This is a genomic window from Rhodococcus sp. NCIMB 12038 (assembly GCF_002165735.1).
Taxonomy (GTDB): domain Bacteria; phylum Actinomycetota; class Actinomycetes; order Mycobacteriales; family Mycobacteriaceae; genus Rhodococcus_F.
In genome coordinates this window covers 1-13,066 of record NZ_NHML01000050.1, presented here as the reverse complement: position 1 = coordinate 13,066, position 13,066 = coordinate 1, and the positions used below count along the sequence as shown (strand labels likewise).

Here is a 13,066-nt window from a genome sequence, read left to right as displayed (position 1 = left end):
CGGACCGTCGCGCAGTGCCGCTGCGCCCATTAGTGCTGGCCGGTGGCAGTTCCTGCAGGCGAAGCGACCGAAACGGATCGGCGTCGGACAGCGTGATTTCCGATACCGAACTGCGACCCTCACCTGCGAGCTCGGTGTCCGGGATCGGGGCTGAGAAGAAGGGAAGTTCCGTGATCTTGTTCTGCGGAGGCGCAGTCGCGTCGTCGGAATTCATCGACGTTCTCCTGTCAGTGTCGGCAGCGCCGCATTGAGCGCGGGACCGGACTTCAAGTCCGCCTGATGGCTCACCGCGAATTTGTTGATCTTCGGCCAGGTACTGCGGTGGAGGGTGTGCAGGTAGAGCGAGCGGCGACGGCGCCATTTGCTGATGGACAACCCGTCCGAGAAGACCTTGGCGTCATCGGAGTCGGGCAGGACTGCGATGACGTCCAGTCCGGTGACTTTCGTGACTTCCTCTGCGTTGTAGGGGGACTCACCGATGAGGATCAACCCCAGACTTGCCCGTGATTGCACCGCGGAGAGCTGCTGTCGCAGGGCGTTCTGCGAGGCGCGTAGCGCTGCGATTGCTGTTCGCTCGGTGCGGGTGACGATTGCGATCGTTGTCGCGTTGACGATCAGTTCGACCGGAGCGCCGCGGTGCCCGATCCGGCCGGCGTCGACGATCACGTTGGTGTCGTCGACGCTCAATCCGGCCAGGTGGACGCCCAACGGTCCCCACACGGGCCGCATCGCATCTGCCTGGGCGGAGTGGACCAGCCCCGGGAGCAAGGACACCGACGATTCCGGGATCTGGATGAGTTGCTCGGTCAGAGCAGCTTTTAGGCGCCCGTGACGATTCGCGTCGACGAGATTGATCAGGGAACGATCGTGATAGTGGTTTCCGAGCATGTATCCGGCCAGGACCGGCGAGGACCCGATGGCATCCGCTTCGACGAGCAGAGTCCGGTCGGTCGGTGAGTTCAGGGCCAGGGCGAGCGCCGTGGTGCTCACACCGGGTGAGCGTGAGGCGGATGTCAGTGCGAGAAACATCGCCGGTCACCGCACTCGGTTGTCGAGGACGATCGCGACCCGCTTGGTTGCGCCGCGGGCGGCGACCCAGTTGGCCTCTGCCTCGGGCACGAGCAGGTTGAGCGTTGTCTCGCCGGCTTCGGGGATCTCCTTGGTGGAGTAGACCTGCGCCTTCGTGTTGATCGGGCCCTGTACGGGCGGGTCGTCCTGGTCGCGTGGTGTGTCCACGACACGGACCATGTCACCGGGGACGATCGGCTCGGAGGGGAGGTGGCTGTAGCTCACCGTGATGCCGACCATCGTGAGGCCTTCCCCGGGAACAACCTGATCGGTGATCGCGGACGGGAGCAGGACGGTGCCGGCCGACAACCGGGTGCTGGCACTCATTCCTACGACGCGGCCGCGGTCGCTGGCGGGCAGCGCCCCGAGATCGGCATCGACGTTGACCGATTTGGCGGCCAAGTCCTTGGACTCGATGGTCTCGCCTTGCTGCACCTCGTTCGTCAGGACGAGCACATCGGTGGTTGCGCGCATGGCGTTGACCGCGGTGAGCATGCCGATTACTGCCACCACGACGAGTGCGACACCGATCGCCAGGTAAATGGGGCGTCGACGGACGCGCGCGCGGGTATTCAGATCGGGTGGGTCGTCCTGATCTGCGCCGTTGTGCGCCGGGGGCAGGTCATCCCCGGACGAGCGGAGCTTGTCGATTTTCTTGGTCAGCAGGGATGCCATGTGGTGGTCCTTCACAGTGGACGTGTGGACATATCGGACACTTTCGTACGGCGAACAGTAGAGAGCGACCTGGACAAGTTCGCGCAAAGCTCCGACGGACTGGTGACGCCATCCGGTGCGACTGGTCCGGTGCGTGTGAGGGCGCCGCTGGGCGCGTGAACCAGCTGCGTTGCGTGGCGGATTTCGGTGGGGCGGCGACCGTGTTGCTTGTCATGGCAGTAGTGCACGCCGCTACGTTTTCGCCGGAATGTACATGGAAATCTTTGCGTCCAGCGATATCCCGACCTAGGGTGCCCGAAGCGACGGTTCCAACCATCCGGTGTTGGGCAAACTGCGCGGCATGCCGTTGACCGACTACTTCCATTGCCCCGTATAGACATTCAGGTTCGAAATGGTCTTTGTAAACATACCTGCAGTCCGTTTTGGGAGTCTCTGTTTGGGCCGACCATCGCCTCAGCACGACTAGCGATCCGTGCCGCGCGACGTCGAGCACGAGTAGCCGAATGCCAAGCACCGTCCCCGTCGATCGCACACGTGAACCCCATTGTGCTGCACGTGGCATAAACGCTTTCCCCTCCGCAACCCGCCTGGGCCCTCCCCCTCGGCGCGACTGTCGACCCGCACTCGTCTGCCTGCCACGCAGCTGTGAGTCTTCTGGGAAAACATTCCATCAGGTCCGGAACTGCGTTGTCCAGCAGGGGGGTAACACTCAAGAGTGTTACCTACACGGCTTGACATTCCCCGGGAGTAGGGTAAGGCCGCTGTATTCGCTATCGGAAAGGCCAAGCAATGGACTCGATCAGTCCGCCGAGTCTCGGTGATTTCATTCGTGCTCGGCGCACCCGGGCAACGCCGAAGCACCCGGATGGTATGACTCGGGCCCAACTGGGCGAAGAAATCTATTTGAGTGTCAGCTACATCGCGCGGCTGGAAGGAAACGTTAAGGACGCGAGTCCTTCTCCACAGGTTCTCGACGCCACCGCCAACGCACTCTGTCTCGATGATGCAGAACGTCGGCACCTTTTCAATCTGGCACGGCGAACACAGACCGAGCGTGAGGACACCACGACACCCTGGACGATCGCCGACTATCGGACACTGATTACCCCGGACATGAAGACCGCCATCGCGGCGCTGAACCCGCACCTGGTGGCGTACCTCGACGAACGCTGGAACGTCATCGACTGTAACTCGGCGTACGACAAGGCGTTCCCTGGACTGGTCGACGAGGGAAACGTGTTGCGCTGGTTCTTCTCGACTCCGGCATCAATGAAGGTCATGGTGGAGTGGGAGGCGGAAGCCGCCTTGACCGTCAGCTGGTTCCGCGCGCTGATGGGTCGCTACTACAACCCCGACTGGGCGGTGGAAACCCTCGAAGAGTTGAGCGCTTTCCCTCTCTTCCGCGAACTGTGGTCACGCGAAGAAATCCGGTTCGGCCGGCACCAGCCGTTCATGCACCTCCGCGACGCCGAGACTGGTGAGCAATACAGCGTGCACGTGCAGGTCCACGTAGAGATGCGGGGCAAGTATCCGCTGCAGATGTACCTCGGAGTGCGCCTCCCCGCCTCCTGAACTAACGGAGCGCCTTGACGAACGCAGTGATCGCCGCGTTGACCGGCTCGGGGTGTGTCCAGTTTGCGGCATGGCCGGCCACCGGGATCGTGACAACTGGCGCAGCACCAGGAAGACCTGCTTTGAGCTCGTCCGCCTTCTCTGCGGGCGCTGACAGGTCATTTTCCCCACGGATGATCAACGCCGGAACATCAATGTCGGAGAGTCGGTCCACGACGTCGTCGCGTTCGATAAGGCACTCCGCGGCTGGCCGGACAGCCATGCGATCGCTGCTATTCCATTTGCTGATCCACAACGTCCAATCCGCAGGTTCTCCACCGATCAGTTGGGGGGCAAGTGCGCTGGTGAGCGGCTCGAGTGGCTCTGTGCTGCACCACTGATCGAACAGGACCCGGTATCCGGACTTCTGCTCGGGTGTACAGGCTGAGGCTTCCGTGTCGAGCAAGATCAGAGCCGTCGTGCGCTCCGGTGCGAGGAGTGCTGTGCGCAGCGCGGTATAGCCGCCCTGGGACATTCCCCCGATGATTGCCTTCTCGACGCCGAGGTCGTCGAGGACGGCGAGGGCGTCGCGTGCGAGGTCCCAGTATGTGAACGGCATACCCGCATCGGTAGTCTTTCCGTGGCGGCGCGCATCCCAGGTCACAACCCGGAGGTCCGGGGATAGATCGCGCACCTGGGGCGTGAACATGGATGAGTCCATGAAGAACCCGTGCCCGAGTAGAAGTACGGGCCCCTCTCCCCCACTGTCGGTGTAAAAAATGTCGGCGTCGGGCGTTGTCACTGTCGGCACGTAGCCGATCCTAGGGTGAGGTGCCTATCCCCGGTCCAGGCGAGTCTCAAGGATCGCTGTTGCCAGTGCCCCTTTCAGAGGTTGCCGCTCACTCTCAACAAGCCCCTCTCGCCACAACCTGCGGAGACTATCGACGCGTTCTGCCGAGTGTCCCTGATCGGTGGGGCTTCTCCCGTTCGCGGGCCGCCCGCGACTGGGTGCGTTCGGTTCGTCCACTCGGTCAGAGCGCGGGCGATCCAGCATCGCGCTACCGCGGAGTCCGCCGCACAGGCGGCGAGGGACTCGAATGCCAGCGCTATCGCGACTGTGAACTCGGGGTGCGTTTCGTCGATGCATTCGAGGGCGATGTCGTTCGCCGCCGAAAGTGCCAGATAGGTGGCCCCTGAACTGGTTACGGCCGAGCTGTGGGCCAATCTCTCCGTGGCCTCGTACGCCGCCCGCCACGCGTCGGGGCTGAGCGCCTTCGTTTCCGATGTTCGGCACATACCGGCGACGCGCTCAAGTGCGTCGAGTACATCGTCGCCGGCGGCCGGGAGCCTGCCGGTCAAGCCCCAGTTTGAGTCGAGCACGTCGGCGAACCAGCACCAGCACCAGCGAGCGAACTCGGGCGCGTCTTCGAGCGCGAGTTCAACGGTTCCGGACGCCAGCTGCATCACTGCATCGGCGACCGACATCTCGTTGAGAGCGGAAGAAAATGACTCATGCATGATCGTTTCCCGTCTCCGTGTCCCGTAAGGGACGTGAGGGTCAAGCGCAGGGTTGAAACCTGTTGTGGGTAATTACCAAACGCCGCACTGCGGAGCGTGCACGACCGAGTCCGACCGAGGTCAGAGCGTTGTCAACCAGCACTCGACGGCGCGCTTGGCAGCGTCGGTTGGATCGGCGAGGTCGACCGCAGTGGTGGCATCGACCCCCTCGGTGCGCTCCCAGCTGCCGTCGTCTCGTTGGTGGTCGACGATGGACCAGATTTCGACCGTGGCTTCATGCTCACCGCGGGTGATGAGCCGAAGAGCTGGGGAAAATCCGGGGCAGAGGTTGCTGAGGGCGATGTATGTGCGGTCCTCGTCAATGGCGAGGTCGAGGTCGTTGTGATCGTTCGCGTCGTGGGCGGCCGCAATGAACGCCGTGTGGAAGTCCTCGGGGATTTCTATGAGGGCCATTGGGTCTGGTCTCCTTCAAAAGGGTCGAGATCGGGGGTGCAGAGCAATGCCTCACACGGTCGCCGGCGTCAACAGGTATCAGCGAACTGGAACAAGGCCTGCCTAGTCGGGGTGCCGATGCCTGTTCGGCGAGGCGATGCCATCGTTGACGCGAAGAGGGGCAACCCCGACGACAGCCGCCATCGCTCGTCTGAGTGAGGCCAATTCTGCTCGGCACCTACGGCTCTCGTTGAACCCGACTGGCAGGCCAGCCGCCATAGCTTCGAGCGCCGGGATAGCGGCCAGCTCCCTGGCACCCCACCTTCCGGCGCTGAACGAGCACCGATCGTTGCCTCGTGGAACTGTGCGCTTGTCGTGAAGGCGCCGGTCCAGCGGCGCCTGATCGCACTCACTCGGTTGGCGGAAGCCCGCGCCGGCGCGTTCACCCTGGAGCCGGCGGGCGACTGTGACTCGCCGGCATCCGACGTAGCTGCTGTTTCTCGCGGAGAGTCAGAGTCGGGTGCGTCTGTCAGATCGGCCGCGGCAGCGACTGCGGCAGTCTCGCCCTTTCCACGCTCCCCCGTAGGCGCGTCGGTCGGGGTCGACGTCTTCGCCGTGGAATCGGTACCGGCGGCGTCCGTCTGGACGAGAGCTCGGCGGTACCGGCTCAGCTCCGTCACGGCCGAGTCGTATTTGATGGCGAGCTTGTCCGCGAGGAGGCTCGGTGACCAGCGCTGCTCGTAGGCCATCCGGATGATTTCTCGTCGTTCGCAGTTGCGCATGGGGACTTGTTCGCCGCTCAGGCGACGAACGATGACGACCTCGTCGGACGCGACCGCTCCCGTGGCCCGCTCGCGCTCGTGACTACGCGCCTTAGGATTGTCGATCTCGTCGTCGTCCCATCCGAGGGGCGGCACCAGTCCTGCTGCGCGTGCTTGTTCACGGAGGTCGGCGTCGGGTCCGGGGCGCATGGAAAGCTCGTCGTAGATCTCGTCGACCGCTTCCCACAGCTCGCTCGGGATGAGACCTTTTTCCGGCATCGAGGTGACGGCGTCGACCTCGACGTTCAACCGTTGAGCGAGGCTCGGATCGCCGTAGCCCATGGCGTTGAGTGCGCGCAGTCGGCGGCGAGCCCCCACTGCTGGGGTCAGATCACGCCCACGGCTCGGGTGAAAAGTGATCGAGAGGATCGCGTCCGCGATGGCGGAGGTGGTAGTGCGAGTCGAAGTGCTCCTCAGCGACCGGATTATCGCGACCGGCACAGAGGCCAGGTCAGCGATCAGAGCGGTCGTCATGCCAGCGCACATCAGGGCATTGATGTGGTAGCGCACATCAACCGTGTCGACAGATGTATCGACGTGACGGGCAGGTGTCCAAGCCTGCCCGTCACGTCCCCCTAAACCCGACTGTCGCGATGTCTGGAACCACCCGTCGTCGCGACTGGGCAAAGCAGACCGGGCGGGGAATCCGGCTGCATTCAGTCTAGCTAGCTGAGTGGCGCATACGGACGAGCATGCGTCGCGTCGATGCGCAGAAGTCTGGGACAAGGGTGGGGCAGCTGAAACGGTAGTCGTCATCGGATGCTCTCTTCCGTTTAGCGGCTGGTCAGGCCGCATGTACGTGGGAACTGTTCGTACTCGAGCGCACCGGGTTCGAGTTCAGCGAGTGATCGTCAGCGCTGCACCGCATCGCATTTACCACTGGAATTAAAACCCGGTATGTAACGATGGTATCTACATCTTCAATAGGATGTCCAGCGATGAACGGAAAATCGCAGTGAGAGCGCCCCTGAACGGCTTCAAGCCCCAGGCCCTCGAAGACGCGCGCACTACTGCCGGAATCACGCGCGGCGGAGATATTGTCAATACCTGTGGATGAGTGAGTTTCAGGCGACCTCCGATCCGGAGTTGGTGGGCTCGGCAGGTGAGGTGGCGGGGGTGATGTCGGTGGGTCGCTCGAGCAGTCTCCCCTTGTGGAACACGGCGCCGGCTCGGACGAGCGCGACCAGATGTGGTGCGTTGACCGCCCGCCAGCGAGCCTGGGCGGCGTCGATCAGCTTGTAGGCCATGGCAAGTCCCGCCGCACGGGATCCGGGGCCCTTGGTGACCTTGGTCCGGAGCCGCACCGTGGCGAAGGTAGATTCGATGGGATTCGTCGTCCGTAGATGCACCCAGTGCTCGGCCGGATACTTGTAGAACTCGAGCAGCACATCCATGTCGTCGGTGATCTTCTTCACCGCCTTCGGATACTTCGCGCCGTAGTCGAGTCCGAAGGCCTTGATCGCCACTTGCGCCTTGTCAATGTCCTCGGCGTTGTAGATTTCCTTCATCGCCGCGAGCGCCCCGGGATGTGCCGACTTCGGTAGCGCAGCAAGAATGTTGGCCTGCTTGTGGAACCAGCACCGCTGCTCTCGGGTTTCGGGGAACACCTCCCGCAGCGCCTTCCAGAACCCCAGGGCACCGTCACCGACCGCGAGGACCGGGGCGGTCATGCCGCGGCGTCGGCAGTCCCGCAGCAGGTCCGCCCACGACTCGGTGGACTCGCGGTACCCGTCGGTGAGCGCGACGAGCTCCTTGCGTCCGTCCGCGCGGACACCGATCATCACTAGCAGGCACAGTTTTTCCTGCTCGAGCCTGACCTTGAGGTGGATGCCGTCGACCCACAGATAGACGAAGTCGGTGCCGGAGAGGTCCCGATCCTGGAAGGTCTTGGCCTCGTCCTGCCACTGGGTCGCCAACCGGGTGATCGAGGCCGCCGAGAGCCCGGCACCCGATCCGAGGAACTGCTCGAGTGCCGGACCGAAGTCGCTGGTGGAGAGCCCGTGCAGGTAAAGCAAGGGTAGGACCTCGTTCATCTGCGGGGACTTGCGCACCCAGGCCGGCAGGATCGCGGACGAAAAGCGCTGTCGCTCGCCGGTGTCCGGGTCGATACGCTTGTCGTTGACCCGCGGGGCCTTCACGTTGACCGCACCAGCGGCGGTCAGGACGTCGCGTTCGTGGTGGTAGCCGTTGCGCACCACCAGGCGGCGACCGTTCTCGTCGACTTGATCAGCGAACTGTTCGATATAGGCGGCGACCTCTGCCTGCAGGGCGGCTGCGAGCATCTGCCGGGCACCATCGCGGACGATCTCGTCGAGCAACGATCGCCCGCTGTCGTCGTTGGACTGGTCGTTGTCGTGTACTACCGTGAGCACGGGCGTACCTTCCCAACCAGCGTTGCCGCGCTGGTCTTGATCGAATACCGGGTTTCTCGTAGATCATCATCCGGGAAGGTGCGCCCTCCCCGATCCACAGGTATTGATCATTTCTCCGCGCGGCGACCTTTCCCGCGCAATAGGCGTCGACCCGACCACCATCCACAACTGGGAAACCTCGCGAACGCACCCTCAGCCCGACCACCTCGCCCGGGCCGCCGAAAAGTTGGGAATACCCCTCGACCGCCTCGTCGTCGTCCCGGAAGACAGTCGGACCATCGCCGACCTGCGGAATCTTGCGGGATTGACGCAGAAACACGTCGCAAACCGAACCGGACTCAGCACCACCACCATCGGCCGAATCGAGCGGGGTGAAGGAAGCCTGTCCGATCGACACGCCACTGCAATCGCTGAGGCTCTGCACCTGGAAGAACGCACAATCCGCGACGCATTCCTCCGCGCACGGAATCGACCGCTTCCTTCTCGATAGCTCGGCAAACAATCACCCCCGTACTCATGCACTGTCCCCGCGGCGCAACCGCTGCTGCCGGCGACGATCGAGCGAGCGCCGCGCTCCGCTGAGAGCCAGAGTCGCAGCGAGCACCAGAACTGCCGCGACGATGATCAGCCGGCGGAAGTCGAGGCCGGCACCTTCCGTGCCAGGGATAGTCACCAGCGGTGATGCCGAGGCCGCAACGATGAGCTCGTGAGCGAGCAGCCACGCAGTTGCCCTGGTCGACATCGCTGGAAGAGCCGCGACAAGGAGGCCCAGAATCAATGGGGCCACCATCAACAAAGAAAGTTGATCCTGGTCAGAAAGGCCTGCGGCACTCTGTACAGGTTGAACGGACCGCTGCGGCTGAGTCGGGTGCATAGAAAAATCTCCTCCTGAAATGGGCTTCTATCAGGAGGAAGATCCGATCGAGCAGCCTTGAGTGACAGACGTAGGCATCTTTTTCGAAAGGCCCAGATACATGAGTTCCCGTGCCACTCATCCCAAGAAGACTGGGGAAGCGGCGGAGGGAAAACACGGAGGGAAGACCCCTGCACCGCGACCACTCGTACGACACGACGGCCCGCGTAGACAGGCCGGGCCGCAGGTTCGTAGGCTCCAGGACGCCACGCGTATGTACGGGCGGCGGATGAATGGAAGAGGAGATACTGCGGCATGGCAGTGGATGTGTTCGTCAGCTTCGACTACGACAACGACGCGCGACTGAAGGATCTACTAATCGGGCAGGCCCGACACGATGACTCGCCGTTCGAGGTGGCGGACTGGTCCATTAAGACAGCAAGTCCCGGATGGCGCGACGATGCTCGGAGTCGGATCCGGAGAGCGGATCAGGTGATCGTGTTGTGCGGAAGGAATACCAGCAGCGCCACGGGTATCGACGTCGAGATGAGAATCACGCGTGAGGAAGGCACACCTTACTTCCTCCTCGCCGGCTATCAGACAGGCTCGCTCAAGCCGTCGGCCGCACTATCGACCGACAAGCTCTACAACTGGACATGGCCCAATTTGAAAGCCTTGATCAACGGTGCCCGGTAGCGATAGTCCTCCTCCCTCAGAGATTCTCGATGTATACAAGCTCGCAGTGGAGATGGCGGACCGGGTATCGGCACGGCGAGGTCTGGCGAACCAGTTCTATCTCTCTCTTGAGACCTTGATCCTTGGTGTACCCGCACTGCTACAGGTTTCGGACAACGGCCCCGCTCTCGGGGAAGGACGCGCATCGATCCTGTCGATACTCGGGATCGTCGTCGCACTCGTATGGTGGCTCCAACTCCGCAGCTACCGGCAGCTCAACAAGGCAAAATTCGATGTCATCAACAGCATCGAGGGCGAGCACATGACAATCCGAATATTCTCGGACGAGTGGAAGTCCCTGAAATCGGACCACGTGGAGAGGTGGAGGCCGCGTTACGCCGAACTCGGAACTGTTGAACGGGTTGTTCCAGGCATCTTCGCCGCGATGAACCTCGCAGTACTCGTGTTGGCGGCCCGGACATGAACTACATCGACCGCGTAGCCGCGATGATCGAAGACACGCTCGATCCTTCCTATAGGCCGGACACACACGGCGCCGACCTCTACCGGCTGTACGCGATCCTCGCTCTCGGACAAGGCATAAACACCAGGCTCGCAGACGTCCATAACGCGTGGTCCGTATGGATGATCACTCAAAATCCCGAGCACCCAGCGATCGTCCCTTTTGACGAACTCTCCGAGGAAAAGCAGAGCGAAGACGCTCCCTTTCTCGACGCGATCCGAGAGGTTTCGTCACAATTAGCTCACGAGTAGGGGTTCACGAGGCGGACTTCCGCTCCTGCTTAACGAGAACCATCGGGCGCGACCGGAAGGCCGGGGCATACCTCCATATAGTCAACGTCTGGCGAGACCCAGTCGTCCCATTGTTGGTGGCTGATGTTGTAAGTGAGCTTGGCGCACAATTCCTCTGGCCATGTCTCGGGGCCGGGCCAGACCCGAAGGGTGCCATCCACGCCACCGGAGACAATTTTGCGAGAATCAGAGGTGATCGCGACGCCCGTCACCGCTCCCGCGTGTCCGGTCATCGGTGGGCCGATTGGTTGACTAGTGGTCGCATCCCAGACGCGCACGGTGCCGTCCCAGCTCCCCGAGACGATGCGGTTGCCGTCCGCGGTGAACGTCACCCCTACCACCCTCTCCTGATGCCCAACCATCGTCGGACCGATCTGCTCACCCGTCGTGGCGTCCGATACCCGCACCGTGTTGTCTCGGCTGCCGGAAACAACGCGCTGGCCATCTGGGCTGAACGCCACGCTCCACACCTGGCCAGCGTGTTCAGCCATCGGCGGGCCGATCTGCGCTCCGGTAGTCGCGTCCCACACCCGCACAGTGCCGTCATAACTACCCGAGACAATGCGCTGACCGTCCCGACTGAACGCCACACCGGTCACCTCATTCTCGTGTCCGGTCATCGTCGGGCCAACCTGCTGACCGGTAGTCGCGCCCAACACTCGAACCGTGCCGTCGACCCCGCCGGAGACGAAGGTTTGCCCATAGGGGCTAAATGCGATTCTGGGAGAGCGGGCCACCTGTGGACCGATCTGCTGGCCAGTGGTCGCATCCCACATCTGCATGCCTTTGTAACTGCCAGAGCCAATACGGCGACCATCCGGGCTGAACGCCACGCTGGTCACCGATTCCGGTTGCCCGGTCATCGATAGACCGATCTGCTGGCCGGTGGCCGGATCCCACACCCGCACGGTGTCGTCACTACCGCCGGAGACAACACGACGCCCGTCCGGGCTGAATGCAACAGCATCTACCGGTCCCTGGTGCCCGGTCATGGGTACACCCATCGGCTCGGGTGTTGCATCCCATACACGCACTGTGCGGTCGTTGTAACTCGTCGAGACGACGCGCTCCCCGTCCGGGCTGAACGCCAGACCCCCCACCGAGTCTCCGTGCCCAATCATGGCTGGGCCGATCTGCTCGCCGGTGGCCGCGTCCCAAATCCGCACGGTACGGTCGCGGCTGCCGGAGACTATGCGCTTCCCATCCGGACTAAACGCGAAATTGGTTACTGGCTCCTGATGCACCATCGGTGGACCAACAGGCTGACCGGTAGCCGTATCCCACACCCGCACCGCCGTATTCGAAAGCTGCACCGACCGTTCGTCCCTCGTATCTACGTCGTCAGTTCCGAGGGCGCGTTGCCCGTCTGGGCTAAGTGGTTGGATTCATTAATTCGTCGGGGGTCATGCCGCTTGCAGGGTTCGGTCGTGGTGGTCGAGTCGTTCGAGGTGTCGGTGGAGGTCGGTGGTGGTGTAGCGCCACTTGAACGGCACGGCGGTGGCGTTGTACCGGTCCTCGAAGGCGAGCAAGCGCCGTTCGACAGCATCAAGATCTTCGAAATTGTTGGGCGAGAGCACTTTGCGTTGGATGATCGAGAAGAAGATCTCGACCTGGTTCAGCCACGAGGCGTGCTTCGGGGTATGGACCATCACCGCGTTCGGATACCTGGCGGCCAGCCGGTCGATCGCGGCCCGGCCGCGATGCGAGGACCCGTTGTCGACAATCCAGAACACCCGGGCGGCAGAGGCGTACGGTTCCTGCGCCATGACCTGGTCGACGAGGGCGGTGAACGGGGCGATGCCCGTGGTGGTTTCGCACCGGCCGAACACCGTGGCCCGGTGTACGTCGTAGGCCGCCAGATAAGCCAGGGCCCCACCACGGCGGTAGTCGTGATTGACGCGCATCGGACGGCTTTTGCCGGCCGGCTGCGTGGGATGGCAGCGTCGGCGGGCCTGGATGGAGGGTTTTTCGTCCGCAGAGATCACGTACTCGTCCGCGCCCAGCTCGACGCCCTGGTAGCTGCGGGCATAGAGATCGAGGACGACGGTGGCCTTCGCCTCGAACCGCGGGTCCCGGATGAAGATCCACGACTGATGCTGCCAGGGTTTGAGGGCGTCCTGGGCGAGCCAGCGGCGCACCGTCGACGCCGAGGCCCCGATCCCATCGATCAGCAGCTGACGGGCCAATTCCGGGGCACTCCACCGCGACAGAGGCAATTCGTGTTCGGCCGGCAACTCGCACGCCCACGCCTTGACCCGGGCCACCTCCGTGGGCGTGTACACCGGCGG

At 63.1% G+C, this 13,066-nt stretch carries 15 protein-coding genes and 1 pseudogene; 5 read left to right on the top strand and 11 right to left on the bottom strand.

The annotated features are described in order from the left end of the window. From CA951_RS43870 to CA951_RS39865, 3 genes and pseudogenes are all read right to left on the bottom strand, one after another. Window positions 1–214: pseudogene (locus tag CA951_RS43870) on the bottom strand (type II/IV secretion system protein); the annotation flags it as partial. Then, complete coding sequence (locus CA951_RS39870) at window positions 211–990, bottom strand: hypothetical protein (RefSeq protein WP_256974279.1); 780 nt, start codon at window positions 988–990, stop codon at window positions 211–213. The pseudogene CA951_RS43870 and the gene CA951_RS39870, both read right to left, overlap by 4 nt. Before the next feature lie 45 nt (window positions 991–1,035). After that, window positions 1,036–1,743, bottom strand: coding sequence for an SAF domain-containing protein (locus CA951_RS39865; RefSeq protein WP_087562113.1), 708 nt, complete (start codon window positions 1,741–1,743; stop codon window positions 1,036–1,038). Window positions 1,744–2,532: 789 nt separating this feature from the next. Here CA951_RS39865 and CA951_RS39860 point away from each other — a divergent pair. Beyond that, window positions 2,533–3,315: a helix-turn-helix transcriptional regulator gene (locus tag CA951_RS39860; RefSeq protein WP_087562111.1), complete on the top strand. Its 783-nt coding sequence runs from the start codon at window positions 2,533–2,535 to the stop codon at window positions 3,313–3,315. Window position 3,316: 1 nt separating this feature from the next. On the opposite strand, the gene CA951_RS39855 is transcribed toward CA951_RS39860, so the two are convergent. From CA951_RS39855 to CA951_RS39835, 5 genes are all read right to left on the bottom strand, one after another. Then, a complete protein-coding gene (locus CA951_RS39855) occupies window positions 3,317–4,096 on the bottom strand; it encodes an alpha/beta fold hydrolase (RefSeq protein WP_256974280.1) in 780 nt (259 codons plus the stop codon). An 83-nt stretch (window positions 4,097–4,179) separates the two neighbouring features. Continuing rightward, entirely contained in the window at window positions 4,180–4,812 is a 633-nt protein-coding gene (locus CA951_RS39850) for a hypothetical protein (RefSeq protein ID WP_087562109.1), read from the bottom strand. 120 nt (window positions 4,813–4,932) lie between these two features. Next, window positions 4,933–5,265 (bottom strand): hypothetical protein, encoded by a 333-nt coding sequence (locus tag CA951_RS39845; RefSeq protein WP_087562108.1) that lies wholly within the window; start codon window positions 5,263–5,265, stop codon window positions 4,933–4,935. 68 nt (window positions 5,266–5,333) lie between these two features. After that, on the bottom strand, window positions 5,334–6,539 hold the full coding sequence (locus tag CA951_RS39840) for a hypothetical protein (protein WP_256974278.1): 1,206 nt from the start codon (window positions 6,537–6,539) through the stop codon (window positions 5,334–5,336). Window positions 6,540–7,129: 590 nt separating this feature from the next. Further along, window positions 7,130–8,437 (bottom strand): IS256 family transposase, encoded by a 1,308-nt coding sequence (locus CA951_RS39835; RefSeq protein ID WP_087555433.1) that lies wholly within the window; start codon window positions 8,435–8,437, stop codon window positions 7,130–7,132. 103 nt (window positions 8,438–8,540) lie between these two features. Here CA951_RS39835 and CA951_RS39830 point away from each other — a divergent pair, with 103 nt between their 5' ends. Next, complete coding sequence (locus CA951_RS39830) at window positions 8,541–8,927, top strand: helix-turn-helix transcriptional regulator (RefSeq protein ID WP_087562106.1); 387 nt, start codon at window positions 8,541–8,543, stop codon at window positions 8,925–8,927. Between the two features lie 24 nt (window positions 8,928–8,951). On the opposite strand, the gene CA951_RS39825 is transcribed toward CA951_RS39830, so the two are convergent. Then, window positions 8,952–9,311, bottom strand: coding sequence for a hypothetical protein (locus CA951_RS39825; RefSeq protein WP_087562105.1), 360 nt, complete (start codon window positions 9,309–9,311; stop codon window positions 8,952–8,954). 294 nt (window positions 9,312–9,605) lie between these two features. On the opposite strand from CA951_RS39825, the gene CA951_RS39820 reads away from it, so the two are divergent. From CA951_RS39820 to CA951_RS39810, 3 genes are read left to right on the top strand one after another with little or no spacing between them, the layout of a single operon-like run. Beyond that, window positions 9,606–9,986, top strand: a complete 381-nt coding sequence (locus CA951_RS39820; RefSeq protein ID WP_087562104.1) for a TIR domain-containing protein — start codon at window positions 9,606–9,608, stop codon at window positions 9,984–9,986. Window positions 9,987–10,032: 46 nt separating this feature from the next. Continuing rightward, window positions 10,033–10,449, top strand: a complete 417-nt coding sequence (locus CA951_RS39815; protein ID WP_218780564.1) for a hypothetical protein — start codon at window positions 10,033–10,035, stop codon at window positions 10,447–10,449. Next, window positions 10,446–10,739 (top strand): hypothetical protein, encoded by a 294-nt coding sequence (locus tag CA951_RS39810; RefSeq protein ID WP_087562102.1) that lies wholly within the window; start codon window positions 10,446–10,448, stop codon window positions 10,737–10,739. The genes CA951_RS39815 and CA951_RS39810 overlap by 4 nt, the downstream gene beginning before the upstream one ends. Before the next feature lie 29 nt (window positions 10,740–10,768). Here the strand turns inward: CA951_RS39810 and CA951_RS39805 are convergent, their stop codons facing one another. Together CA951_RS39805 and CA951_RS39800 are read right to left on the bottom strand one after the other, a co-directional pair. Next, a complete protein-coding gene (locus CA951_RS39805; protein ID WP_143543182.1) occupies window positions 10,769–12,091 on the bottom strand; it encodes a WD40 repeat domain-containing protein in 1,323 nt (440 codons plus the stop codon). A gap of 90 nt (window positions 12,092–12,181) precedes the next feature. Next, window positions 12,182–13,066: IS630 family transposase (locus CA951_RS39800; RefSeq protein ID WP_087562100.1), on the bottom strand; the 885-nt coding region annotated here is incomplete at its 5' end.

Coding starts and splice junctions, on each gene's coding strand:
- CA951_RS39825 (WP_087562105.1), bottom strand. CDS start 9,311: ATGCACCCGACTCAGCCGCAGCGGTCCGTTCAACCTGTACAGAGTGCC.
- CA951_RS39840 (WP_256974278.1), bottom strand. CDS start 6,539: ATGACGACCGCTCTGATCGCTGACCTGGCCTCTGTGCCGGTCGCGATA.
- CA951_RS39860 (WP_087562111.1), top strand. CDS start 2,533: ATGGACTCGATCAGTCCGCCGAGTCTCGGTGATTTCATTCGTGCTCGG.
- CA951_RS39850 (WP_087562109.1), bottom strand. CDS start 4,812: ATGCATGAGTCATTTTCTTCCGCTCTCAACGAGATGTCGGTCGCCGAT.
- CA951_RS39820 (WP_087562104.1), top strand. CDS start 9,606: ATGGCAGTGGATGTGTTCGTCAGCTTCGACTACGACAACGACGCGCGA.
- CA951_RS39865 (WP_087562113.1), bottom strand. CDS start 1,743: ATGGCATCCCTGCTGACCAAGAAAATCGACAAGCTCCGCTCGTCCGGG.
- CA951_RS39845 (WP_087562108.1), bottom strand. CDS start 5,265: ATGGCCCTCATAGAAATCCCCGAGGACTTCCACACGGCGTTCATTGCG.
- CA951_RS39810 (WP_087562102.1), top strand. CDS start 10,446: ATGAACTACATCGACCGCGTAGCCGCGATGATCGAAGACACGCTCGAT.